The 23,902-nt window shown below is 39.2% G+C and carries 19 protein-coding genes; 11 read left to right on the top strand and 8 right to left on the bottom strand.

The window, feature by feature from the left end; all coding sequences use genetic code 11:
• The first annotated feature begins 19 nt into the window (after nucleotides 1-19).
• From GM418_RS20755 to GM418_RS20775, 5 genes are all read left to right on the top strand, one after another.
• Nucleotides 20-532, top strand: a complete 513-nt coding sequence (locus tag GM418_RS20755; protein WP_158869147.1) for a DUF4402 domain-containing protein — start codon at nucleotides 20-22, stop codon at nucleotides 530-532.
• A 168-nt stretch (nucleotides 533-700) separates the two neighbouring features.
• Nucleotides 701-1,573, top strand: coding sequence for a fimbrial biogenesis chaperone (locus GM418_RS20760; RefSeq protein WP_217447543.1), 873 nt, complete (start codon nucleotides 701-703; stop codon nucleotides 1,571-1,573).
• 12 nt (nucleotides 1,574-1,585) lie between these two features.
• A complete protein-coding gene (locus GM418_RS20765) occupies nucleotides 1,586-2,143 on the top strand; it encodes a DUF4402 domain-containing protein (protein WP_158869148.1) in 558 nt (185 codons plus the stop codon).
• Nucleotides 2,144-2,232: 89 nt separating this feature from the next.
• Nucleotides 2,233-4,794: a hypothetical protein gene (locus GM418_RS20770; protein ID WP_158869149.1), complete on the top strand. Its 2,562-nt coding sequence runs from the start codon at nucleotides 2,233-2,235 to the stop codon at nucleotides 4,792-4,794.
• A gap of 184 nt (nucleotides 4,795-4,978) precedes the next feature.
• The gene (locus GM418_RS20775) at nucleotides 4,979-5,821 is read left to right on the top strand and encodes a 3-keto-disaccharide hydrolase (protein ID WP_158869150.1); all 843 of its coding nucleotides are present in this window, start codon (nucleotides 4,979-4,981) and stop codon (nucleotides 5,819-5,821) included.
• An 89-nt stretch (nucleotides 5,822-5,910) separates the two neighbouring features.
• Here the strand turns inward: GM418_RS20775 and GM418_RS20780 are convergent, their stop codons facing one another.
• Nucleotides 5,911-8,109, bottom strand: a complete 2,199-nt coding sequence (locus GM418_RS20780) for an outer membrane protein assembly factor BamB family protein (RefSeq protein ID WP_217447544.1) — start codon at nucleotides 8,107-8,109, stop codon at nucleotides 5,911-5,913.
• A gap of 172 nt (nucleotides 8,110-8,281) precedes the next feature.
• Here GM418_RS20780 and GM418_RS20785 point away from each other — a divergent pair, with 172 nt between their 5' ends.
• Both GM418_RS20785 and GM418_RS20790 read left to right on the top strand, forming a co-directional pair.
• On the top strand, nucleotides 8,282-11,008 hold the full coding sequence (locus GM418_RS20785; protein WP_158869151.1) for a CotH kinase family protein: 2,727 nt from the start codon (nucleotides 8,282-8,284) through the stop codon (nucleotides 11,006-11,008).
• Nucleotides 11,009-11,188: 180 nt separating this feature from the next.
• On the top strand, nucleotides 11,189-13,237 hold the full coding sequence (locus GM418_RS20790) for a M13 family metallopeptidase (protein WP_158869152.1): 2,049 nt from the start codon (nucleotides 11,189-11,191) through the stop codon (nucleotides 13,235-13,237).
• Nucleotides 13,238-13,320: 83 nt separating this feature from the next.
• Here GM418_RS20790 and GM418_RS20795 read toward each other — a convergent pair whose 3' ends face one another.
• A complete protein-coding gene (locus tag GM418_RS20795) occupies nucleotides 13,321-14,256 on the bottom strand; it encodes a DMT family transporter (protein ID WP_158869153.1) in 936 nt (311 codons plus the stop codon).
• Nucleotides 14,257-14,444: 188 nt separating this feature from the next.
• On the opposite strand from GM418_RS20795, the gene GM418_RS20800 reads away from it, so the two are divergent.
• Both GM418_RS20800 and GM418_RS20805 read left to right on the top strand, forming a co-directional pair.
• Nucleotides 14,445-14,909 carry a MaoC family dehydratase gene (locus GM418_RS20800; protein ID WP_158869154.1) on the top strand — a complete coding sequence of 155 codons (465 nt, stop codon included), beginning with the start codon at nucleotides 14,445-14,447 and terminating at the stop codon, nucleotides 14,907-14,909.
• A 147-nt stretch (nucleotides 14,910-15,056) separates the two neighbouring features.
• Nucleotides 15,057-15,764: an MgtC/SapB family protein gene (locus GM418_RS20805; RefSeq protein WP_158869155.1), complete on the top strand. Its 708-nt coding sequence runs from the start codon at nucleotides 15,057-15,059 to the stop codon at nucleotides 15,762-15,764.
• An 8-nt stretch (nucleotides 15,765-15,772) separates the two neighbouring features.
• Here the strand turns inward: GM418_RS20805 and GM418_RS20810 are convergent, their stop codons facing one another.
• Genes GM418_RS20810 through GM418_RS20820 form a run of 3 tightly spaced genes read right to left on the bottom strand, consistent with a single transcriptional unit; the run spans nucleotide 15,773 to nucleotide 17,951 of the window.
• On the bottom strand, nucleotides 15,773-16,243 hold the full coding sequence (locus GM418_RS20810; protein WP_158869156.1) for a low molecular weight protein-tyrosine-phosphatase: 471 nt from the start codon (nucleotides 16,241-16,243) through the stop codon (nucleotides 15,773-15,775).
• A 14-nt stretch (nucleotides 16,244-16,257) separates the two neighbouring features.
• Complete coding sequence (locus GM418_RS20815; RefSeq protein WP_158869157.1) at nucleotides 16,258-17,007, bottom strand: shikimate dehydrogenase family protein; 750 nt, start codon at nucleotides 17,005-17,007, stop codon at nucleotides 16,258-16,260.
• 5 nt (nucleotides 17,008-17,012) lie between these two features.
• Nucleotides 17,013-17,951 carry a polyprenyl-phosphate transporter gene (locus GM418_RS20820; protein WP_158869158.1) on the bottom strand — a complete coding sequence of 313 codons (939 nt, stop codon included), beginning with the start codon at nucleotides 17,949-17,951 and terminating at the stop codon, nucleotides 17,013-17,015.
• Between the two features lie 169 nt (nucleotides 17,952-18,120).
• Between GM418_RS20820 and GM418_RS20825 the strand changes: the two genes are divergently transcribed.
• Nucleotides 18,121-18,699, top strand: coding sequence for a hypothetical protein (locus GM418_RS20825; RefSeq protein WP_158869159.1), 579 nt, complete (start codon nucleotides 18,121-18,123; stop codon nucleotides 18,697-18,699).
• A gap of 6 nt (nucleotides 18,700-18,705) precedes the next feature.
• On the opposite strand, the gene GM418_RS20830 is transcribed toward GM418_RS20825, so the two are convergent.
• The 3 genes from GM418_RS20830 to GM418_RS20840 form a co-directional block, all read right to left on the bottom strand.
• Nucleotides 18,706-19,605 carry an EamA family transporter gene (locus GM418_RS20830; protein ID WP_158869160.1) on the bottom strand — a complete coding sequence of 300 codons (900 nt, stop codon included), beginning with the start codon at nucleotides 19,603-19,605 and terminating at the stop codon, nucleotides 18,706-18,708.
• 98 nt (nucleotides 19,606-19,703) lie between these two features.
• Nucleotides 19,704-21,128: a tetratricopeptide repeat protein gene (locus GM418_RS20835; RefSeq protein WP_158869161.1), complete on the bottom strand. Its 1,425-nt coding sequence runs from the start codon at nucleotides 21,126-21,128 to the stop codon at nucleotides 19,704-19,706.
• A 59-nt stretch (nucleotides 21,129-21,187) separates the two neighbouring features.
• Complete coding sequence (locus tag GM418_RS20840) at nucleotides 21,188-22,717, bottom strand: DUF4301 family protein (protein ID WP_158869162.1); 1,530 nt, start codon at nucleotides 22,715-22,717, stop codon at nucleotides 21,188-21,190.
• A gap of 159 nt (nucleotides 22,718-22,876) precedes the next feature.
• Between GM418_RS20840 and mnmL the strand changes: the two genes are divergently transcribed.
• On the top strand, nucleotides 22,877-23,821 hold the full coding sequence (gene mnmL / locus GM418_RS20845; protein ID WP_158869163.1) for a tRNA modification radical SAM protein MnmL/YtqA: 945 nt from the start codon (nucleotides 22,877-22,879) through the stop codon (nucleotides 23,819-23,821).
• Nucleotides 23,822-23,902 lie beyond the last annotated feature (81 nt).

Below are 23,902 nucleotides of genomic sequence, written 5' to 3' on the forward strand. Positions count from 1 at the left end.
GGTTTTAAAATTCACAAACATGTACCGTTATTTTATCATCGCTTTTATTTCTTTCTTCCTCATACCTGGAGAGGCGCGTTCGCAAGAAAGCAGCATTACAGCAGAGGTGTTTGCCGAAGTAATCGAGGCTTTGGCTGCCAACGAAGATCAGGCCTTAAACTTTGGCCGTTTTACAACGGGTAATAACGGTGGTTCAGTTGTTATTTCTCCGGGGGGGATTCGTTCGGCGCAGGGATCAGTAATTGCGGCTGGCGGCGGATACAGTCCCGGTAAATTTTTGGTGGAAGGCGAGCCGGGTGCTACTTTCAGTATACAGCTCCCCCAGACGGCCAGTACACTGGTGCATTCTGAAAGCGGAAAAACGATGGATGTTGAAGGCTGGGTTTCGGACCCTCCATCGGGAGATGCAGCTACCCTGTCGGACGGGGAGCGTTTGGTAAGTATAGGAGCTACGCTTAATATAGGTCCGGTCGATGAGAATCCGGTTGGTATATATTCAGGTTCTTTTATTGTAACCTTTGCCTATAATTAGCCATTTCATACCCGGAGTATTTAAGATCTTATCGTTTTGTTTGTTTAAACCTCATTCCTGTTCTGTAAGTTTATTTTCCGCCGACACGTGCTGGTGATTATTTTTGTATCACAGTATTGCTGTTGATATTTATTAAAAAAATGTAGTTTTGAAAGAAAATTCCCAATTATGAGACAGAAAAAACAGATAAATATAACTCAGTATAGACTATCCTTTTTGTATAAAAGCATGTTGTTCTTTTCGGTTGTTGTTCTTCTTCCACAAATTAGCAGAGCACAGGGAGATTTGCTGATAACACCGAGGCGTGTTGTTTTTGAAGGGAGTAAACAAAGAGAGGAAATAACACTGGCAAATACAGGACAGGACACCGCCTATTATTCAATTTCTTTTTTACAATACAGAATGACCGAAGATGGCAATTTCAAGGAAGTAACTGAGCCGGAGGAAGGACAAATGTTTGCAGATTCGTATATCCGGTTTTTTCCACGCTCGGTCGAGCTTGCTCCGGGTGAGTCACAGGTGGTTAGAATGCAGTTGAGACGGATGCCCAATATGGTTGATGGTGAATATCGCTCTCATTTGTATTTTAGGGCCGTGCCGGAAGAAAAACCATTGGGCGAAGAAGATATATTAACCGATAGTACAGCAATTGGAATACGATTGACTCCTATTTTTGGAATTTCCATACCGGTTATAGCAAGGATTGGTGACCTTTCGTCTGACGTAGTTTTGAGCGATTTGAATGTTCAGCAAAACAGTCAGGGAGCCAATGTGCTTAATGTTGTGCTTAACCGGGAAGGGACCCAGTCGGTTTATGGCGACCTGAAAGCAGAATACATTACTCCTGAAGGCGAAAAGTACGATGTTGGGCTTGTAAAAGGAATTGCTGTTTATACACCCAATTTGTTGCGGCGTTTTACCATGACACTCAATACTCCTGTCGGAATTGAATTAAATAAGGGGAAATTGCTTGTTCGGTACAGCAGTTCAAGCGAAGCAAAACCTCAGGTGTACGATGAAAAAGAATTGGTATTAAAATAAAAAAGACGCTTTATGCCATTCGGAGAAAATCCCGCAAGTCATCAAAACTTCTGTTTACAGGCAATTTTTATTCGCTTTTATAAAGCTTTTATCCTTGTTGTGGCTTTTTTAATCTTTTCAGAAAATTCATTAGGACAATCTCCGTTTCCTCCGCCGAATCAGTTGCAGGTTTTTGCGGCCCAGGAATTAAGTTTTGGCAGCTTTTATACCGGAGCTTCCGGCGGAGAAGTTATTGTCAGCCCGGAAGGCAACTGTATGACTAACGGGTCGGTTATGGAACTTGCCCTTTCTCCTGCTACTCCTGCTGTATTCGATGTCCGGCTTATTCCCGGTAGGATTGTCCACGTTTCTTTTCCTGCCTCGGCAATGCTTACCAGAGTTGGGAGCAGTGAGAGTATGGTGATTAGCGGGTTTACCTCTGATAAGCAAGGAAATTATTTTGTTACTACATCTGCTCATCCTTTTATTAATCCCGTGAAAGTTGGCGCTACGCTTCATGTTGGCAGTGAAGCTGCCAATCCCTCAGGAGATTACGTTGGTAGTTTTTCAGTAACATTTATTCAGGAATAAAACCTCATTTCAGATTGAAAAGTGTGCAAATAAAAACTCAGCCGTCAGAAATAATAAGGCCAGATTTTTTTTCAAGTCTGACCGGTTTTATGGTGGTTAAGCTTTTGATGATTTTGCTTCCTTTGTTGCTTTTTTGTAATATTTCAATAAGTCAGAATGTTGAATTTGAGGAGATTCCTGTTACCTTGAGAGTAGAAGGAGTGGGAGCTACGAACCTGGATCCCTTGTACAGTTATGATGAGGAAAAGTTATTTTTACCAATCATTGATGTTTTTCACCTGCTTCAGATAAAAGCGGAATCCTCGTTAAATATGGACAGGATATCTGGTTTTATGGCAGACGAAAGCAACAAGTATATGATAGACAATATAAATAAACAGGTTTTTGCCAATGGGAAAACGTTTAATTTAGAAGTTACTGATTTAATAAAAACTGAATTTGGCCTGTATTTAGATCATCAACTGTGGGGAGAGTTATTTGGTTTGTATTGCGATTTTAATTTCAGAAGCCTTACTGTAAATGTTAAACCAGGCTTTGAAGTTCCGGCCATACGGGAAATGCGGCTCAAGCAGTTTCGCGAAAATGTAAATATTCTTAAAGGGGAAGAAAAGGTAGATACATCTATAAACCGCGATTATCATTTTTTAAAGTTCGGAATGGTTGACTGGGCTGCCAGTTCTACACAAAGTACCGCACAATATAACGATACAAGAATCTGGTTGGGAACAGGAGCCGAATTGTTTGGAGGAGAAACAAGCTTGCTGTTAAATTATTCTTCCCGCGATGGTTTTAATAACCGAAACCAGCAGTATTACTGGCGTTGGGTGAACAATCAGGCAAAAATGGCCCGGCAAATCAGGATCGGAAAAATCAGTTCTTCTGCAATTGCGTCCATATACGACCCGTTGATTGGAATGAGTATTACCAATGCCCCAACAACTTACCGCCGTTCTTTTGGAGAATATACAATAAACGATTATACAGAACCGGGTTGGACTGTGGAGTTGTATGTAAACAATGTGATTGTTGATTATCAAACAGCTGATGCCTCGGGATTTTACAGTTTTAATGTGCCGCTTGTATACGGAACGTCGCAGGTAAGACTAAAATTTTATGGCCCCTATGGAGAAGAGCGGACAAAAGAAGAATTTCTTAATATACCGTTTAATTTTTTACCTGCCGGCGAAATGGAATATACGTTGAGTTCAGGTATTGTTATGGACGGAGATTATTCCAGGTTTGGCCGCGCAGAAGTAAAGTATGGAGTGAGCCGATTTTTAACAATCGGTGGAGGAATAGAATATCTTTCGTCAATTGCAAATGGAGATAAAATTCCATTTCTTTTGGCTTCAGTCACTCCCTTTCCCAACTTTATGCTGACGGGTGAATATGCCGATGGTGTGCGTACAAAAGCGCTTGTAAACTACAGGTTGGCGTCAGGTCCAATGTTTGAACTTAATTATGTTCTTTATGACAAAGAACAGCAGGCGATAAGGCTCAACTATCTGGAAGAACGTGGCGCTACTTTTTCTGTGCCTTTGAATTTTAAATTTTTAAATGGTTATACCCGTTGGTCTTTCAAACAAAATGTATACGAAATGCTTACGTATAACACTGCCGATGTAACTTTTTCATCCTTCTTTGGCAATGTAAATACAAACATAAGCGCTTACGCCAACTGGTTGGGAGGAAGAGACCCTTATATATACAGTAATCTTGGTTTGGGAATCAGGCTGGGGCATGGTTTTACAGTCAGACCACAAAGCCAGGTCGACATCACAAATAAAGATATAACTTCTGTAAAAGCAGAGGTTGAGAAACGTATTGCCCGATCGGGATACTTATCCGTTTCCGGAGAAGAGAATTTTAGATCCTCTTATCGCAGTTTGCAGTTTTCATTTCGCTGGGATTTTTCTTTTTCCCAGGTTAATTTCTCTGCCCGTGTTTCCAATAGTGAATTTTTGTCGACTCAGGGAGCCCGTGGCAGTTTTGCTTTTGGTGGTGGCAATGGATATATTCATAAAGACAACAGATCGGCAATTGGGCGATGTGGAATTGCTGTTGTCCCATTTGTGGACATCGATCACGATGGTTTTAAAGATTCAGATGAACCATTTGCACAAGGATTGAGCATAGGATTGAGAGGAGGACGGACTTTAAAAAATCTCAAAGACTCAATAATCAGAGTTGTTGGACTAGAACCATATACAAGTTATGTACTAACGCTTGATGATAAAGGCCTGGAACAAATTTCGTGGCAGTTGGAACATAAAAGCTATCGTATTTATACCGATCCAAATCAGTTCAAAAAAGTATATATTCCTGTTTTGCCTATGGGGGAAGTGAATGGTTGGGTTTATTTGAACGATGGTAGAGATGAAAAAGGCCAGGGACGGATTGTAGTAAACTTTTATAATTCTGATGGTGAACTGGTTGCTACAACAATGACTGAAAGAGACGGAGGCTTTACTTTTTTGGGTTTGCCTCCCGGACAATATTATGCGGAAGTGGATAGAGCACAACTGGAAAGTTTAAAGATGAAATCAATACCGGTAAAAACAGACTTTACAATAAGCCCCATGGCCATTGGCGACATCGTTTATGATATTCAGTTTGTAATTCAGCGTATTTCTGACGATATCAACGAATAAGAAAATGCAGTGAGTCAGATAATGAATGTGTTACAGCTTTGGTTTTGCCGGTTTAATATTTTCATCCTCATACCATTTCGCTTTTTATCACGCATTTATTTTCTGATTCAGTAAGATTATGTTGGATAATATTATATTACCTTTACAAAATCTAAATCAATTAAAAACTCTTAAAAAGAAAAAAATGCGTACACTTTTTTTATCATCAAAAATTTTAATTGTAGCCTTTGTATTGGTGTTATCGGCTTGCAATTCGAAACCCAAAAATCAGGAGGCGGAGCAAAAATCTGCGGAAACTGCCACTGAAGAAAACTGGATTCAATTATTTAACGGAGAAGATTTAAACGACTGGCAGATAAAATTTACAGGACATGAATTGGGAGATAACTACAACAATACCTTTCGTGTAGAGGATGGTTTATTGCGCGTTCGTTATGATAACTGGGATGAATGGAACGGTTCATTCGGACACATTTTTTACAAGGATGAGTTTTCGCATTATAAGCTGCGGGTGGAATACCGGTTTGTTGACGAGCAGGTTAAAAACGGTCCGGGCTGGGCATACCGCAACAATGGATTGATGATTCACGGCCAAAGCGCGGAATCAATGGAGCTGGATCAGCAGTTTCCTACCTCCATCGAGGTTCAGTTGCTTGGAGGAACACAGGGAAAAGAAGGTTATGATCCACGTTCCACTCTGAATTTGTGTACCCCGGGAACCAATGTTGTGATGAACGGCGAATTGATTGAGCAACATTGTACCAACTCCAAATCAGAAACATGTTATGGTGATGAATGGGTTACGGCAGAAGTTGAAGTTCACGGTGGTGAAATTATAAGGCATTTTGTAAATGGAGAAGAAGTGATGCATTACGAACAACCACAACTCGATCCGCGTGATCCTACTTATGAAACGCTTTTACCGGCTGACGGAAATATAATGATAACAAAAGGAACAATCTCCCTGCAAGCTGAAAGCCATCCAACCGATTTTAGAAAAATTGAATTGCTGGTGCTCGACGAATAATATTTTGGAACTAAACAAGGATATTAAAAGCCGGTTTTTTCCCAAAAGTCGGCTTTAATTTTGGTTTTCATGATAAAAACAGACCATCCTTAATTGCTTTCAGGTAGACAAAAAGCAATGTAAACATCTCCCGATTTGGTGCCTACTTTTCCTCCGCCACCGGCAGCAATTACTACATACTGGGTTCCATTTACCGAGTATGTTGATGGAGTTGCATAACCACCATAAGGCAATTTATATTCCCACAAAATTTCGCCGGTTGTTTTATCGAAAGCTCTGAATTTTTCATCAGCGCTAGCCCCGATAAAAACCAATCCTCCTGCAGTAACCAAACAGCCGCCAAAATTCTGTGTGCCTGTTGGCGGAATTCCCTTTGCCGTTAATTCAGGAAATTCACCCAATGGTTCTTGCCACAATATTTCTCCCTTGTTTATATCAATGGCGCTTAAAGTTCCCCATGGTGGTTTTACTGCAGGATAACCTTGCTCATCTCTAAATTGAGCATAACCTGAGTGAGCAAATTTTGGATTTTTAGTTTCTTCCTGATTCAACTCTGCCACGAGCTGGTTATTTGATGCATCGATAGTTTTTCCTTCCAGAAATGCAACGATTGCTTCACGTTCAAATTCTTCCAATTGAGGAAATCCGGGCATGGTTCCTTTGCCATTTTCAAGTATTATTTTCATTTCCCCTGCGCTCATCCGTTTATTTATGTCTTTTAATGCAGGAAACTTTTCTCGTCCCTGCAATTCGGGGCCATGGCAAAGTGCACAGTTTAGCTGATAGAGTTTTTCTCCCGGAGATATTGCTGTTTGTTGTGATGCTGTATTTGGCAGTTTTCTTAAGGAAACCAGGTTAGGTATTTCATTTGCATTCACATAGAGGATTCCAGTTTCAAAATCGAACGATGCACCGCTCCATTCCCCACCTCCCCGAAAGCCAGGAAAAACAATGGTTCCTTCATAACTTAGCGGAGTAAATATTCCTTCATTTCTTGCCGAGTCGAGTTTGCGTATTGCGAAATCACGCGATTCTGACGAGATGTTTGGCAAATCTTCTTCAGTATATTTTTGTCTTACAAACGGTGGAGGACGAACTGGAAAAGGCTGCGTTGGCCAGCTTTCTTCTCCTTCCACATCCGTTGCGGGAACTTTTCTTTCTTCGACAGGAAAGATTGGCTCGCCGGTTTCGCGGTCGAAAACAAATACATGCCCCATTTTTGTAATTTGCGCAACGGCGTCAACTGTTTTTCCATTCTTCTTTATGGTAATTAAATTGGGTGTTGACGGCAAATCGTAATCCCACAAGTCGTGATGCACCATTTGAAAATGCCATAGCCGTTTACCGGTTTTTGCATCGAGCGCGAGTAAACAATTTGCAAACAGGTTTTCCCCTTTGCGGTAACCACCATAAAAATCGGGTACAGCAGAACCGGTGGGGCAATAAACAATACCTCGTTTTTTGTCCAATGCAAATCCGGCCCAGACGTTTGCTCCTCCCATACTTTCCCAAACATCGGGAGATTTCCAGGTTTCATAACCAAATTCACCAGGTTGAGGAATGGTACGAAACGTCCAAATCAAATCACCGGTTTTTACATCAAAGGCCCGTATAAATCCGGGAGCGGCACCATCTGTTTCTGATGTCCCGTGCCCGATTATTATTTGATTTTTATAAATAATTCCCGGACTGGTTGCTGTTACGTATATTTTGCTGGTATCCCTGTCGAGCCCTTCCCTTAAATCAATGTAGCCGGCTTTTCCAAATGTTGGCACTGGTTTTCCTGTTTCCGCATTGATGGCATAAAGCCGGTTTTCCGCAGGAAATAAAATCCGTTTATCATTGCCTTTTTCCCAATAGGAAACGCCTCTGTTAACGCCCCGGCTTCCTTCATTTCCGTAGGGATTAAACATCCACAATTCTTGGCCAGTGGCTGCATTCAACGCGTAAAGTTTTAATTGTGGCGATGTTAAATAAATTACTTCGCCAATAATTATTGGATTGCACTCTATGGTTGAACGGTTTCCTTCTCTTGCGTCGCCGCTATGAAAAACCCAGGCTGTTTTTAGTTTGCCCACATTTTCTCTATTAATCTGAGAAAGAGAAGAATAAGCGTTTGCACCTGAATCACCTCGGTAAGTTTCCCAGCGTTGAAAATCATTTTCCTTTCGGCAGTTAGTAAAACAGGTTATAATTAATACGGTAATAATCAGAGCTAATCTTTTTTTTCCTTTGAAGCAGTAAAATCCGATTATTCCCGGTTTTTTCTTTATGTTTCGTGGCATCATCAGTTCGGTTAAATCGTATTGTTTAGTTTAAGAAACAGTAAGTGATTGATAGTTAACAACGTTAAATTGAACTTGCTTTCAATTACTAACAACAAACAATTTCGAAAGTTAACCCATTAGCAAACTTTTTTAAATTTCTATTATATTTAGCAGGCTCAATTAACCTTTGCTTATGAAATTAAGAACAGCACTGATTGTGTTGAAAAATATTCACGCTTTTTGTATCGTTTTTTTCTGCCAGTTTGCCGGTTTAGGTTTATGGGCGAGCGAGTCGGATTCCCTTTTAGAAAAGTCAGCCGTTTCTGAAATTTCAGACGAAAATCCAGTTCTTACATTTAGTCATTCGCGAAATTATTACAGAGAGGCTTTTTACCTTTCTTTATCAGCGACTCCGACATCGACAATAATTTTCACCACCGACTGTTCCAAACCAACGATGAATAACGGTAGTGTGTATTCCGGGCCTATTCTGATTGATTCAACAACCATAATTAGGGCTATTGCTTTTTTCGGTACCAATACTTCTGAAATGGTTACAAACTCCTACTTATTTGTGTCCGATGTTAAAAAACAATCCAAAAATCCAAGTGGATTTCCTGTAGTCTGGAGCGGTTCCAAAACCATACCGGCCGACTATGAAATGGATCCGGAAGTTATTAACGACCCGGAATACGTATCGGCAATTGATTCGGCTTTTTCAGAGCTACCGTCATTGTCGTTGACTATGGATATAAATAGTTGGTTTAATCCGGATACCGGTATGTATGTGGGATATCCGAATTCGGATATTTCCCGGGCAAAGGCCGTAACTGCAGAGTTCATTTTTCAGGAAGATACAGAAGAAAGTTTTGCTGTTTCTTGTGGTGTGCAAAACCAGGGTGGCACAAGTATTGTAAACTGGAAATCACCTAAACAATCGATGAGACTGCTGTTTAAAGAAATGTATGGCCCAACCAAATTGAAATATAAACTTTTCCCTGATTCAGAAATAAATTCGATAAATACACTGGTGGTTGATGCGATGTTAAATTCCACGTGGATTCATCCAACCGACGAAGATCAACGTTTTCATGCACTTTACCTGCACGACCAGTTAACATCAGACCTGCAAAACGATATGGGTGGATTAAGTTTCCACGGAATGTATTTTCATTTGTATCTAAACGGGTTGTATTGGGGAATTTGTAATTTACACGAAAGGCCCGATGACGCTTTTTTAGCAGAACACCTCGATGCTAAAAGAGAAGATTTTGATGTAATAAAACACAATCCGAATACAGTTGTAGCAGGAACAAATAGTTTTTACACGACTATGCTTACGAGCGCGCGGAATGGTTTTTCGGAAGTCAGACAGTTGTCGGATTTTGAGAAATACCTCGATATTCCTGCTTTTATCGATTACATGCTGTTGAATTTTTATCTGGGAAATTACGACTGGGCACACCAGAATTTTTACGCTGGAAGAGACCGGACAACCACAGACGGATTTCGATTTTATCCATGGGATTCGGAACTCGTTATGCGTTTTGCTGATGTAAACTACGACAATACCGGGAAAAACAACGAAGGCGGGCCCACGGAAATTCACAGCTTGTTAAAAGAAAATGAGGAGTACAGGATGATGTTTGCCGATGCTGTGTACAAACATCTTTTTAACGATGGAGCTTTAACACCTGAAAATTTCAGAAAACGATTTTTGTTTCGCAAAAGTGAGATTGAAAATGCAATCATTCTGGAGTCAGCCCGGTGGGGAGATTATCGTAAAGACGTTTCGGGAACAACCTACACAAAAAAAGATTTTTGGATTCAGGAAGTAAACAGAATTTTGGATGATTACATTCCCAAAAGGCGAGATATTGTTATAGGACAATTAAGAAAAAGTAGCAATAATTTGTTTCCGAAATACCTGCCTCCGGAGATTGAGGCAAATACCCTGGAAGACGGAGAAATCGAGATAACCTTAAATTCGCAACATGAATCTTTGGGTGAAGTATATTTTACTTTGGATGGTACCGATCCAAGAAATGTTGGCGGCGGAGTAAACGGAACTGCGTATTCTGACAAAATTATTGTTGGAAATACGTCCTTGCTAAAGGCTCGGTTTTACTCTGTTGCAGATAAAACCTGGAGCGCACTTGCTGAGGAGATGTTTGTATTTGATGATGTATACGGAAAAGATATTATTATCAACGAAATAATGTATCATCCGGACGATGGTTATCCTGAATTTATTGAAATCATGAATTTTGGTGATAATCCTGTGAATTTAAGAGGATTTAGATTTTCCGGCGGAATTAATTATATGTTCCGTACCGATGAGAATATAAATCCCGGTGCAGGACTTGTGCTTACCAACGACAACGTTTTATTTTCCAGAGTATATAAATTTAGTGCTTTTGGTCAGTTTCAGAAAAATTTGAGCAACAGTGGAGAAGCCATCTATCTGACAAACAGGTTTGATCAATTGGTTGATTCTGTTGCCTATTCCGATACAACTCCCTGGCCTGAGCTGGCTGATGGTGATGGTTATTCGCTCGAATTAATAAATCCGGATCTTGACAATGCTCTGTGGTCGAGCTGGAGAGCGTCGGAGAAGATTAAAGGCTCTCCGTACAGTACAAAATCGTTAGAGGAAATGGATGCTTTTATTTATCCAAATCCTTTTATGTCAGAAATTTTTATTGAATTTGGAGATGAATACCTGGCACAGGAATCGTTTACACTTGAAGTTTTCAATCAGTTAGGCGTAAAAATAAAAGTTATTCGGATAGAAAGTTTCAATGCGCAAGTTGGTATTTCGCTTGCGAGTTTACCTTCCGGACTTTACTTTTTTAGGTTAATTCCCGATAAAAAATCAATATTTAAATCGCAAATGCTAAAAGCAGTGAAATTGAAATAGTGCTACCACTTTTGGCATTCTCCAATTTTTTTTTAACTATCTTCAGTTTAATAAATCGCTCCAGGTGTGTGCCGTTTAATAATCATTCAGAAGACAAATTAGATACCCGAATTGTAATTTTAATCCAACATTTGGAACAAATAGGTTGTTATAAATTTTAATTTCAGAATAAATATAAAAATGAAATCGAAGAAAAGAACTTCAGTGGTGGCAATGTATTTATCGATTACTTTTGCCGCTTTGATTTTTACAAATTGCACAAAGAAAACTGAACCATCCATTCGGGCAGATTATATGGATTTGTCGATTAAGCCCGGAGATGATTTTTACAGATATGTAAACGGAAGCTGGATTAAAAACAATTCTGTTCCGGAAGACCGTTCCAGTTATGGGTCGTTTGATATTGTGCGAAAGAAACGAGATGCCGATGTAAAAACATTGTTGGAAGAAGTGGCTCAAAAAGCTGATACTGAAAAAGGTAGCGTAGCACAAAAAATACGCGATTTTTATGTGACAGCAATGGATACAGTTAAGATTGAATCGCAGGGAATCAGCCCGCTTCAACCCGAACTGGATTTAATTGAAAACATCAAAACCAGTGAAGATTTTCAGGATGCTGTCGCCCGTTTTCATACATACGGTTTGGATCCGTTGTTTAACGGCGGTGTAATGCAGGACCTGATGAACAGTAAAATTTACAAGTACTACCTGATGCAGGCTGGTATTGGATTGCCCGACCGTGATTACTATACAAATCAGGATGAACGTTCAATAGAGATTAGGGAGGAATATGTAAAACACGTTGCAAAAATGTTTGAGTTGGCTGGTATTGAATCGGAAATGGCGAAGGAAAATGCTGAAACCATAATGGATATTGAGACACGTTTGGCCGAGAACTCAAAAACACGTGTTGAAATGAGAAATATACCAGCTCTCTACAATAAAATGAGTTTGGAACAACTATCGGAAGTGGCGCCCGGATTCGACTGGCAACGCTACTTTAACAATATCAGCGACACCGACTTTGGCGATGTTATTGTTGGTATGCCTGTTTTTTTTGAGGAAGTTGGCGAATTGATGCAGGATGTTTCGCTTGATGATTGGAAGGTGTATTTAAAATGGAACCTGATAAATCGTTCAGCAGAATTTTTAAGCTCTGATTTTGTGAACCAGGACTTTGATTTTTATTCCAAATTTCTTTCCGGCAGTGAAAAAATAAAACCTCGCTGGGAAAGAGTTGTTGGTTTTGCCAATGGTGCACTTGGCGAACCTTTGGGTGAATTGTATGTAGCAGAATATTTTCCTCCTGAATACAAGGCAAAAATGGAAGAATTGGTTGGGAATTTGAAAAAAGCACTTCGTTTAAGGCTGGAAAACCTCGATTGGATGACGGATTCGACCAAACAGTCTGCTCTTGCCAAACTTGAAGCAATGGGAGTAAAAATTGGTTACCCTGATAAGTGGAAAGATTATTCACAACTGGAAATAGAACCCGATTCATATGTAATGAATGTAAGGCGGGCCAATTATTTTGCCTATTACGACCAGTTGGATAAATTTGGTAAGCCTGTAGACAAGTCGGAGTGGGGGATGACGCCGCAAACAGTAAATGCCGGATATAATCCGTTGATGAATGATATTACCTTTCCTGCTGCAATATTACAGCCGCCGTTTTTCTACGCCAATGCCGACGATGCCGTAAATTATGGTGCTATTGGAATGGCTATAGGTCATGAAATGACACACGGTTTTGATGATCAGGGAAGAAATTTTGATAAAAACGGAAATATGATTGACTGGTGGACACCAAAAGATGCGGAACAGTTTAATAATCGTACACAACTGTTAGTGGATCAGTACAGTGATTTTACTGTAGGCGACAGTGTGCATGTTAACGGTCACTTATCGCTTGGTGAAAACATCGCAGATTTTGGTGGGTTAACAGTATCGCTTGAAGCATATAAACTTAGCAGGGAAGGAAAACCTGCCCCCAAAGATATCGATGGATTTACCGACATTCAACGTTTTTTCCTCTCCTATGCACAGGTTTGGAAGGGATTAATCAGAGAAAAGGCTTTGTTGCGTTTGGTTCAGGAAGATGTACATCCGTGGGGTGAGTTTCGTGTAAATGGAGCTACTTTTAATGTTCCGGAATTTTATGAAGCCTTTAATATTAAACCGGATGACAAATTGTATCGTACGCAGGAACAGCGACCTGTAATTTGGTAAATCATAGAATATTATATTATTGAATCCCGTGGAATTTTCTACGGGATTTTTCTTTTAAAGAAGCTACTACGTCTTTTCGGGTATTATTTGTTTGCTGCCATCTCTTTTCGCAGCGCTTTCAATCTTCTTCTGTTTGCGTAATTTAGCATTAGCAATGCCAGCGCAATAAAACTCATTCCAACGATTGAAAACAGGTCCGGATGTTCATTTGAAATAATAATCCAACTCAGAATTGCGCCAGAGACAGGAATAAGAAATTTCCACACATTTAAAAGCGAAACTTTTACGCCCGGGCGTTGCAAAAGAGTATTCCAAATTGTAATGGCTGCAGCTGATAAGAAACTAAGCCAGGTTAGGGCATAAAAATAAGCTGGCGGGAAAGGTCCGGGCTGAATTCCTTCTATCGGGATAGAAATCAGAAAAAGCATAAATCCGCCAACGGAAAGAGAAGTTGCACTTAATACTATCGGGGAAACTCCTTTTGAATATTTAGAAACCATTACATTTGAATATCCGGAAACCAGATTATTCAATAACAATAACCCGATTCCAAGAAGCTCCAGTTCGCCTTTCATTTTAACTTTTGAGCGTCCAAGTGTAATGATGGCAATTCCTGTAACACCAATTAAAATGCTGGCCGTTTTTAATGGTGTCATCTTATCGTTATGGAAAGTAAAATGAGCCACAAGTGCAATAAAAAGCGGAGATGAACCAATTATCATTGCTCCGAGTGAACTGGGGACGAGGTTTAAGCCGCTGTAAAAGAGCGCATATTGTGTGAAAATTTGTACGACGGCTAAAAGTAGTACAAACTTCCAGTGCCTTTTTAGCTCCCGGAAGAATTTGAGCGGTTTTCCAAAATAAATAAAAATGAGAATACCGGATATAAAAAAACGGATACCTGCAAATTGAAACGGAGTTTGATATTGCAATCCAATTTTTACACCAACAAAAGCTGTTGACCAAAGCCAGCATGCAAAAATTGCCAAAAATGTGGTACTACGTAAAAGATTTTTCATAGCTCGACTGTATTTGCAAAGGTGAAAAAAAAGAGTGGATTATTTGAAATTTGACTAAAAAATAGAACGAGGCGTCTAAAAATTCAATTTGACTTTATAAAACCTTATTTAAATTTCCTGTTTGTCAAACAAAAATTGGGGGTCAGTACAATTAAAAACTTTAATTTGCATCATCAAAAATTTGTCAAATGGGAAAAACAATCATTAACAGCTACGAAGAGTTTGAATCTTATTTAGGAAAAGAAATCGGAACCTCAGAATATATCCAGATTACACAGGATCAAATCGATAAATTTGCCGACGCTACACTCGATTATCAGTGGATTCATACTGATCCGGAAAGAGCGGCAACAGAATCGCCGTTTAAAAGTACAATTGCACACGGGTATTTAACACTTTCGATGTTAACTTATTTGTGGTATTCTATTGTTGATGTACGCAATATAAAAATGATTGTAAATTATGGAATTGAGAAACTGCGATTTCAGCAGCCGGTTTTGGTAAACGACAAAATCCGCGCAATTGTTTCGTTGAACGATATCCGTAATTTGCGTGGTATTGCCAAAATTCAGGTAAAAATTGTTGTTGAAATTGAAGGACAAAAGAAACCGGCGTATGACGCTTTTGTAACCTTTCTTTATCATTTTGAATAGTAAATTTTCAGTAAAAATATAAATGCCGTTTGATTGTTGAAATCAGGCGGTATTTTTTTGCCCTCACTTAGTTGGAGCAATAATTTTTGAGACATATTTTATATCAAAGCGTTAATTTGTAAATTGGAGGTTGATAAAAGAATTTAAATGGATTACATCAACGAAGTATTAACAACAACCGAGATTACCTGGCAAGTTGCTCTGGTGAGAATTCTGGTTAGTTTTTTGATCGGTATGCTGATTGGTATCGAACGTGAAACTCACGATCAGCCAGCAGGATTACGGACGCATATTTTGATAAGTATCGGTTCAACTGTAGTGATGTTGATTTCTATTTTTATTCCGCAAACATTTACCGATTTTCAAAACGGAGACCCTGGCCGTATAGCGGCGCAGGTAGTTTCAGGAATTGGATTTTTAGGGGCGGGAGCAATTTTGAAATTTGGAGCTGATGTGAAAGGTCTGACAACGGCAGCTTCAATTTGGGCAATGGCAGCGCTTGGACTGGCTGTTGGGGCCGGTATGTATATTATCGGATTTATTGGTGTTGTCGTGATTCTGTTTGCGTTAACAGTAATGAATTTATTTGAAAAGCGTGTTTTTAAAGAAAGAACAATCCGGAAAATAGAGTTGTACGTAAAAAAAAGAGATTCTGACATACAGGTTCTGAAAGAAATTTTGAAGAGTCAGGATATACGAATTATGTCAACCGGTTTTGAACGAAATATTAATGAGGCCACTGATAAAATTATATTCCTGGTGGGGGTAACACGAAAAATGAATATACAGAAGCTTTCAGATAATTTTGAAAAACATCCCGGGATTGTTGCTATAAAAGTGGATATACTGGAATAATTTTTAGCTTATTCCAGTTTTTTTAGTAATCCTTTGCAACTGTCTTCCAGTAAATCGAGAACCAGCTCAAAACCTTCTTCTCCGCCATAATATGGATCGGGAACTTCCTCGTAATTCCATTCTCTGGCAAAATCAGTCATTTTATGAATCTTCGCTATATCGGCACTGTTTTGCGCCATCGATTTTAATGCTTCAACATTTTGATCATCCATCCCGATAACCAAATCGAAATGCCCGAAATCAACATCAGGATTAAATTTTCGCGAAATACTTGTCAGATCATATCCGCGTTTTACCGCATGTTGTTTCATCCTGCGATCGGCAGGTTCACCTGCATGCCAGCCCGATGTTCCTGCAGAATCAATTTCATATTTCTCTGCCAGCCCTTCTTTTTTTACAATTCCTTTAAATACTGCTTCGGCGCTGGGCGATCTACAAATGTTGCCCAAACAAACAAACAGAACTTTCTTCTTTTCCATAAATAATTTCCAATCTATTCTTTACTATTCCAGATTTCATATGACTTTAATGCCTGGCCGAGCAACATTTCGTATCCGTTCTTTACAGCGGCTCCCCTGGCTTTTCCTTTGTTCATAAACTGTGTTATTTCAGGGTTATAAACCAAATCAAACAGCAAATGTTTTTCGCCTATAAATTCATAAGGAATGGGAGGAAAGGTTTCCGTTTTTGGGTAGGTTCCAAGTGGAGTTGCATTGATGATTACCGTTCGTTCCGTCATCATTTGTTCATCAATCTCTTGGTAACGAATTTCATTTTCTTTTAACTCTTCAATAGAAGCAGAAATAAACTCAATTCCAAGATTATTTAAAACGTATTTTAAAGCTTTTGAGGCTCCGCCGGTCCCAAGTATCAGCGCTTTTTTGTGATACTCTTTTAACAATGGTTTTAAGGAGTTTTCAAAACCAAAGGTATCGGTGTTAAACCCTTTTAAATAAACTCCCGAGTCCGAACGGATTATTTTCACCGTATTCACTGCGCCAATTTTTCGTGCCGAGTCATTTAAATCATCCAGAAAAGGAATGACCTGTTCTTTATACGGAATGGTCACATTGAGACCAATTACTTCGGGGTTATTTTTTATAATCTCCGGAAACTTTTGAATCGTATCAATCTCAAAGTTCTCGTATGTTGAATTTATTTTTTCGGTTTCAAATTTTTCTGTAAAAAAACGTTTTGAAAATGAATGGGTGAGCGGGTAGCCGATTAATCCGTATCTTTTCATCTGTATTAATTCGTTTTTTTTGGTTTTGTTAATCCTTCAATTATAAAAATAATGGCAAATCCGGCCACAGCCAATAAAATTGCACCAACTAAAAGAGCATTGTCTCCCGTAATTTGTTCATAGGTTCCCGGTAAAATATTTACTTCAACCAGTGGTTTTATTTCTCCGTGCCGATCTGTAAAAGTTTCGGTAACTTGTTTCCAGGGCCAGACTTTATTTAATGAACCCACCATAAAACCGGCCAAAACAGCAATGGTTTGATTATGAAACTTTTTTAATAACCACGACAAGATATTTGAAAAAGTGATAATTCCGATGGCTGCTCCCACCATAAAGGTAAGAATCACGGCTATCTGCAGATTTCCAACAGCATCAAGGACGAACTTGTACATCCCAAGCAGAACAAGAATAAAACTCCCCGAAATTCCTGGTAAAATCATGGCACAAATGGCAATAGCACCTGAAACAAATATAAACCATGTGGTTGTGTTGGCCTCCGCGGGTGTAATTACGGTGATGAAATAAGCAACGATAATTCCCGCAATACCTGCAACAACAGTCGGAATATTCCATTTTTTTATCGTTCTTGCCACATAAATTGCCGAAGCGACAATTAATCCGAAAAAGAAAGACCATACCAAAACAGGATGGTTGTCAAGCAGATACTTCAATCCTTTTGCCAGCGAAAAAACACTGATTCCGATTCCCAATAAAACGCATACCAGAAAAGTTCCGTTAATGGCTTTCCAAAAGTCTGCGATTTTTCCGCTTAGAATAAGTTTTAGTGCATTTAAGTTGATGGATTTTATTGAGTTAATTAACTCTTCATAAATTCCGGTAATAAATGCGATGGTTCCGCCGGAAACTCCCGGAACCACATCAGCCGCTCCCATTCCCATTCCTTTTAAAACCAAAACAAGGTAATCTTTTGTTGTTCTGTTCATATTAAATTTTACGTTTCTCCCTTTCTCCTTTGTGTTCTCTGCGGTTAAATTTTCAGCAAAGCTCACTCAAAATTCACGGAGATTTTTGTCTTTAAATTTTGGAGGTGCCAAAATAACAAAAACTTACCATAAATTGTTATGAAAAATAAAAAGCTCAAATCGTTTAAAAATGAATTTAAGAAAGATTTTAACTGTTATTATTGTTTTTGGTATGATACAATCCTACGCTCAGAAAAATATGGAGGCGGAAGTGAAAACTTTACAACTCGAAGAAAACGGAAATTTTCCCAATAATTCCGGATTGCCTGTATTATTGTATAAAGATGTTTTTCGTTTTGAAGGGAAAGACCCTGCGTCGAACATCGAAAGAGTTTTTGATGAAAACAACTGGGGCGGTTCGTGGCGAAATGGTATTTATAATTTTCAGCATTACCACAGTACGGCGCACGAAGCATTGGGTGTTTACGGCGGCTGGGCAGAGGTTCAACTTGGCGGGTCGGGTAGCGAAATAGTACGGATTGAAAAAGGCGATCTGGTGGTTTTACCGGTTGGAACGGCACACAAAAGAATTGATTCCGGTGACGGTTTCGCTGTGGTTGGCGCTTACCCGGATGGACAACAGTGGGATATGAATTACGGGAAAGCGGAAGAAGTTCAACCTGCAAAAGAAAATATTTCAAAAGTAAAGCTTCCTGAAAACGATCCGGTTTTTGGTAGAGACGGTAAAATGTTTGAGTTTTGGAAATAATAAAAACTAGCGGCTTCCCAAAGTAATCAGTAAAATGCCGGCAAGAATTCCAATTAAATAACTACCTTTTCTTTTTAGATTTTGTTCTTTAAAAAGCAACGCGCCTAAAGTAAAGGTAATCAGAACGCTGCTTCTGCGCAGTGCTGAGATCATCGAAATCATAGAGCCTTCCAAACTTAATGCGTAGAAATATAAAAAGTCAGCAACCACCAGGGTGACTCCTATCAGCGGGATTGTCCAGCGCCAACGAAATTTTGTAGTATTTTTGCGGTTGGGAAACCAGAAAACCGCCAAAACCGGAAACAAAATAATTACCTGGTAAAATGAAAACCATGCCTGTACCGCAATTCTATCTATGCGCGAAATAATAAATTTATCGTACAATCCGCTGATGGACCCCAAAATAGTTGCACCAATGATAAGGTAAATCCACTTGTTTTTTCTGAATTCAATACCTTCGAGCTTTCCGGCGGTTGAAAAGAGATAGAAAAAGATGAGGGTTAGTAAAACGCCGACCCATTGCAAACCATTAAGTCTTTCCTGAAAAATAAGCAATGCTCCGGCTAATGTCCATAACGGACCAGTGGAGCGAATCGGCGCAAAAATAGTAACTGGCAGATGTTTCATTGCAAAAAAAGCCAGGATCCAGCTGGAGACTACAATAGCAGATTTTAGTATGATTTGCAGGTGTTCAGTAAGGGTAAGTGAAGGCGCAAAAAGCCCAATCGCAGTGAACTTATCAGGAAAGAGGCCTGACCCGATTACAACCGGTAAAAATAGTGCTGTACTTGTAAGCGTGGAAAAAAAGAGAACCGGCATAACAGCATTTCCGTTTAGCGATGTCTTTTTAAAAATGTCATAAATACCCAGAAAAAGGGCGGAAAGAAGTCCTGCAAAAGCCCACATATTTAACTTTTTTGCAAAGATATATTATGGTAATCCGGGAAAGTAATTTACTGATATTCCGATACCTTTAATAATGAATAATTAAATTTAGATAACACTTATTCAAAATTATTGGCCTTCCGAAATTCATCGACCAGTTTTTTAAGTCGCTTGTTTTTAGGAGCTTTGGGATAAAAATCAAAAAGAAGGTTGATTTGAAGAAAGTCCTGTTTCATTGCAGTGTTCAACATTTCAAAAGCATCGGGTTCATCCTTGTTTTCAAGATATAAACTCACCAAACGGTATTTTAATATCGCGTCACCGTTCTTTTTTATTGCGGCTTTTAAAATCTGAATGGCGTTTTCGAGTTCTTCAAAGTTCAGATATACGTCAGCCCATGTTAGCCATATTTCGCTGTTTTCCGGCTCCAGTTTGACAGCTTTCTTTAACGCTTTAACCGCGTTCTTTTTGTGGTTGAAATCGTTGTATACTTTTGAAAGCGTCAGCCAGTATTCTGGATTGGAATCGTCAATCTCCAATGCTTTTTTGATAAAAACAATACTTTCCGGGAATTTTTTCTCCACCCACATAATTAAGCCTACACCAAACCAGGCAGTATCATTATCTTCGTTAATATCAATGGCTTTCTGATAATGTTCTGCTGATTTTGTATAATCTTCCAGATTCAGATAACATTCGCCTATATAACAATAAGCATCGTCGTTTTCCGGCTCAAACTCTAGATATTCAAAATATTTTTTAATGGCATCTTTATATCTGCCGGCATTCGCATGAGCATTGGCGATATTAAAAAGAGCCTGGTGGAATTCGTCGTTCAGCGCGAGAGCAAATTCATATGCTTCAACTGCTTTGTCATGATTACCTGCTTTATTTTGGGTGATACCTAAATTAAACCAGGTTGAATAATTAAACGGATCAATATCGAGATATTGATTATAATACGAAACGCTTTTTTTGTAGTCGCCCTGCTGGTCGCAGAAAAATCCAAGTTCATAAAGTGCCATTTCATTTTTTGGATTGGCAATCAGTGCCTGCTCAAAGTGCTGAATGGCAGTTGGAATATCACCGGTTTGAACATAGGCCGCCCCAATATGATACAAAATGTCATCTACTTCTTTGCCCGCGCTCTTTATGGCTTTTCGGAATGAACGCCCTGCTTTAGGTTCATCGCCCAAAACCAACCATGCCGAACCTTTTATAAGGTGCACATCGGGGTTGGTAGATTCAATCTTTTCAACAAGATTGAGGTGTTTTATTGCGTCTTCAATTTTTCCCTTACTCAATAAGACCTGCGCATATTTTAAGTGGAGAGTTACTGCGTTGGGGTGAATTTGAATACCCTGCCGCGCTGCTATTTCTGAGGCGTTTATATCCCCTTCTTCGAGCAACTGTTCTACAATTCCTTCAAATTCAGAAACATCGAAATATTTTTTATTACCCGATATCAGCGAACGTTTAAAACGGTTCAGGGCTTCACTGATATCTTCCTCACTGCTAAAATTTTTCCTCTCTTCTTCGTTCATCTGCGTAACAATGAATTCGCGAAATTAATAATTCCAATGAATTAACGGACAATTTTATATTATTGATGTTGTTCTCGTAACAAATCGTTCACAGTTTTAACCGGGTTAAATGTCTCAATCGGAACCTCTGCAAAAAGCGTATTCCAGTTGCTCATTGCTCCGTTCCAAAGACCCGGAAGCTCCTGCGCTTTCAAATTTTTCCCGTCTTTCGATTTTTTAGAAATAAAGCCTGTTGCCGGGTCAGTATATTCAAGCAGGTTATATTTTTCACCTTTGTAATTTTTTACTCCGCAAACCAGGTCAACAGGATTAAAATGCGTGGCATGCGATATTATGGTTTGCTGTTGCATACTATTCGGGTCAATTTGAGAGCTTTCCACAACCTGCAACGAAACTGTCTCATCCGGATTTTTTGCCCAGAATGGCCCGCCACCCGGCTCACCTTCGTTTTTTACCATCCCGCACACCCGCAAAGGGCGGTTGTATTTTTCTTTTAAATAATGATAAAGTTGTTCTTTTTCAGTGTAATACTGACTCTCTGCCGGTTTTGTGTTGAGCTGGTTTTCCAGAAAATTGGCAGCTTCCGCCAAAAATGCATGATCCAGCGCCACCGGATGTTTTTCGTTTAGCTCTTTTTGGTAAAGGAAAATTTTTTCCTGGTATTTTAACAAAACGCCGGCCAATGCTTTTTTATAATCTATTGTGGATTTTTTTAGTTTGTCAGGAACAACATTGTCAATATTTTTTATAAAAATAATGTCGGCATCCAAATCATTCAGGTTTTCAATCAGAGCTCCGTGACCTCCCGGCCGGAATAACAAACTACCATCAGCTTCCCTGAACGGTTCGTTTTCCAAATCAACAGCAATTGTATCGGTCGATGGTTTTTGCTGGCTAAATGAAATCTCAAAGGTTACGCTCAGCTCATTTTCATAGGGTTCTTTTATTTTTTGAAGCAGATTTTCAAAACTTTCCTGGTGTTCGGGCGAGACCGTAAAATGCAGTCGCACTTTTCCCGCACTGTCTTTTGCGTATTTTGCGCCTTCTGCCAGATGCTCTTCAAAAGGAGTACGGTCAATATTTTTATATTTATGAAATTTTAAAAGTCCTTTGGGAAGCGAGCCGTAATTTAATCCTTTTTCACTCAACAAATATCCTACCTGGTTTTTACAACTTTCTTCTTCGCTGTTTTCGCTGATTTTGTTTTTGAGTTCCTGATAAAAAGCAAACTTTTCTATCTCGTCAACAAATTGTTTTACCGCTTTATTTTCTTTTAAAACTTCCTCGGGTGTTTTCGAAGTCTCACACTCTTCCAGAGCCTCGAAAAGCGCTTTAAACATCCGGCTGGCTGCACCGGAAGCCGGCACGAATTTCAGTGGTTTGATACCAGATATTACTTTTGCCTCGTAACGTTTTATATTTTTTTGAAGTTTTTCTTGGTCGAGTTGAATAATCCCCTTGCCAACAGAAGCAGCTTCTTCAACATGCAAAAAAGGAAAACCTTTTTTGAATTTTTCAATCTGCTGATTTACAATTTCAATGTTGCTTCCGCGATTTTGTATTTGTAGTTTGTCTTTTTCAGAGAACATATACATGTTTTTTGATATTTAAAAATAAAAATAAGATTCCGGTTTTTTATACGAATAACAGCCTGTAAGGACTAAAGTTTTCAAGATTTTGTTAACAGTTTTCTGAATCGGTTGATACTGACTTATTTTGTTTATTTTTGGCGCTGTTAATTTGATGGGATGACGGACAAGAATTTTTTCTGGAATCATAAAAAACGATACAACGATTTTCCGACCTATTTTAAAAACAAGTTTTTGGAAAGGGTGCAGAAGGTTTCCATCGATGCAGGGTTTACCTGTCCGAACCGCGATGGATTAAAAGGGAAAGGTGGTTGTACCTACTGCAACAATAAAACCTTCAAACCAACCTACTGTAACCTGGAAAACAGCGTTACAAATCAAATTCAAAAAGGTGTGGATTTTTTTGCCAAAAAATACGATGCGATGAAATTTTTGGCGTATTTCCAGGCATATACAAATACTTATGCTCCCCTGGAGGATTTAAAACGGCTTTATGAAGAAGCGCTTCAGCATCCTAAAATTGTTGGTTTGGTAATTTCAACCCGCCCTGATTCGATAGATGAAGAATTGCTGGATTACTTGTCGGAGCTGAGTAAAGGGGCCTATGTAATGGTTGAGTTTGGGGTAGAGTCGCATCTTGATAAGTCGCTGGAACTAATCAATCGGGGACATTCATTTGCTGATTCTGTTTGGGCGCTGGAACAAACCGAAAAACGCGGGATTAATAACTGTGCTCATATGATTTTAGGGCTTCCCGGTGAAAACCACTCCGACTGGCTCGAACAGGCAAAGATTATTTCAAAACTGCCGGTTAAAAACTTAAAATTACATCAGCTTCAGATTCATAAAGGAACCATACTCGAAAAGCAATACCGCGAGAGACCCGATTCATTTTTTCTTTTTTCAGCAGAAGAATATGTTGAACTGGTCGTTGATTACCTTGAGTTGTTAAGTCCACAGATTATTGTGGAACGGTTTATCAGCCAGGCGCCACCCGACATGTTGCTGGCTCCCAAATGGGGGCTGAAAAATTTTGAGTTTGTTGCTAAAGTTGAGAAACGCCTGAAAGAAAGAGATACCTGGCAAGGGAGATTATACAAATAAATCCGGGGATTTTGAATGTCTGAAGTTTTGAAAACAAAAAAAACGAATCCCGGGAATTATTTAATTGAATACTATATTTTG

The sequence above is a fragment of the Maribellus comscasis genome (assembly GCF_009762775.1).
Classification (GTDB): domain Bacteria; phylum Bacteroidota; class Bacteroidia; order Bacteroidales; family Prolixibacteraceae; genus Draconibacterium; species Draconibacterium comscasis.

Coding starts and splice junctions, on each gene's coding strand:
- GM418_RS20755 (WP_158869147.1), top strand. CDS start 20: ATGTACCGTTATTTTATCATCGCTTTTATTTCTTTCTTCCTCATACCT.
- GM418_RS20760 (WP_217447543.1), top strand. CDS start 701: ATGAGACAGAAAAAACAGATAAATATAACTCAGTATAGACTATCCTTT.
- GM418_RS20765 (WP_158869148.1), top strand. CDS start 1,586: ATGCCATTCGGAGAAAATCCCGCAAGTCATCAAAACTTCTGTTTACAG.
- GM418_RS20770 (WP_158869149.1), top strand. CDS start 2,233: ATGGTGGTTAAGCTTTTGATGATTTTGCTTCCTTTGTTGCTTTTTTGT.
- GM418_RS20775 (WP_158869150.1), top strand. CDS start 4,979: ATGCGTACACTTTTTTTATCATCAAAAATTTTAATTGTAGCCTTTGTA.
- GM418_RS20780 (WP_217447544.1), bottom strand. CDS start 8,109: ATGATGCCACGAAACATAAAGAAAAAACCGGGAATAATCGGATTTTAC.
- GM418_RS20785 (WP_158869151.1), top strand. CDS start 8,282: ATGAAATTAAGAACAGCACTGATTGTGTTGAAAAATATTCACGCTTTT.
- GM418_RS20790 (WP_158869152.1), top strand. CDS start 11,189: ATGAAATCGAAGAAAAGAACTTCAGTGGTGGCAATGTATTTATCGATT.
- GM418_RS20795 (WP_158869153.1), bottom strand. CDS start 14,256: ATGAAAAATCTTTTACGTAGTACCACATTTTTGGCAATTTTTGCATGC.
- GM418_RS20800 (WP_158869154.1), top strand. CDS start 14,445: ATGGGAAAAACAATCATTAACAGCTACGAAGAGTTTGAATCTTATTTA.
- GM418_RS20805 (WP_158869155.1), top strand. CDS start 15,057: ATGGATTACATCAACGAAGTATTAACAACAACCGAGATTACCTGGCAA.
- GM418_RS20810 (WP_158869156.1), bottom strand. CDS start 16,243: ATGGAAAAGAAGAAAGTTCTGTTTGTTTGTTTGGGCAACATTTGTAGA.
- GM418_RS20815 (WP_158869157.1), bottom strand. CDS start 17,007: ATGAAAAGATACGGATTAATCGGCTACCCGCTCACCCATTCATTTTCA.
- GM418_RS20820 (WP_158869158.1), bottom strand. CDS start 17,951: ATGAACAGAACAACAAAAGATTACCTTGTTTTGGTTTTAAAAGGAATG.
- GM418_RS20825 (WP_158869159.1), top strand. CDS start 18,121: ATGAATTTAAGAAAGATTTTAACTGTTATTATTGTTTTTGGTATGATA.
- GM418_RS20830 (WP_158869160.1), bottom strand. CDS start 19,605: ATGTGGGCTTTTGCAGGACTTCTTTCCGCCCTTTTTCTGGGTATTTAT.
- GM418_RS20835 (WP_158869161.1), bottom strand. CDS start 21,128: ATGAACGAAGAAGAGAGGAAAAATTTTAGCAGTGAGGAAGATATCAGT.
- GM418_RS20840 (WP_158869162.1), bottom strand. CDS start 22,717: ATGTTCTCTGAAAAAGACAAACTACAAATACAAAATCGCGGAAGCAAC.
- mnmL (WP_158869163.1), top strand. CDS start 22,877: ATGACGGACAAGAATTTTTTCTGGAATCATAAAAAACGATACAACGAT.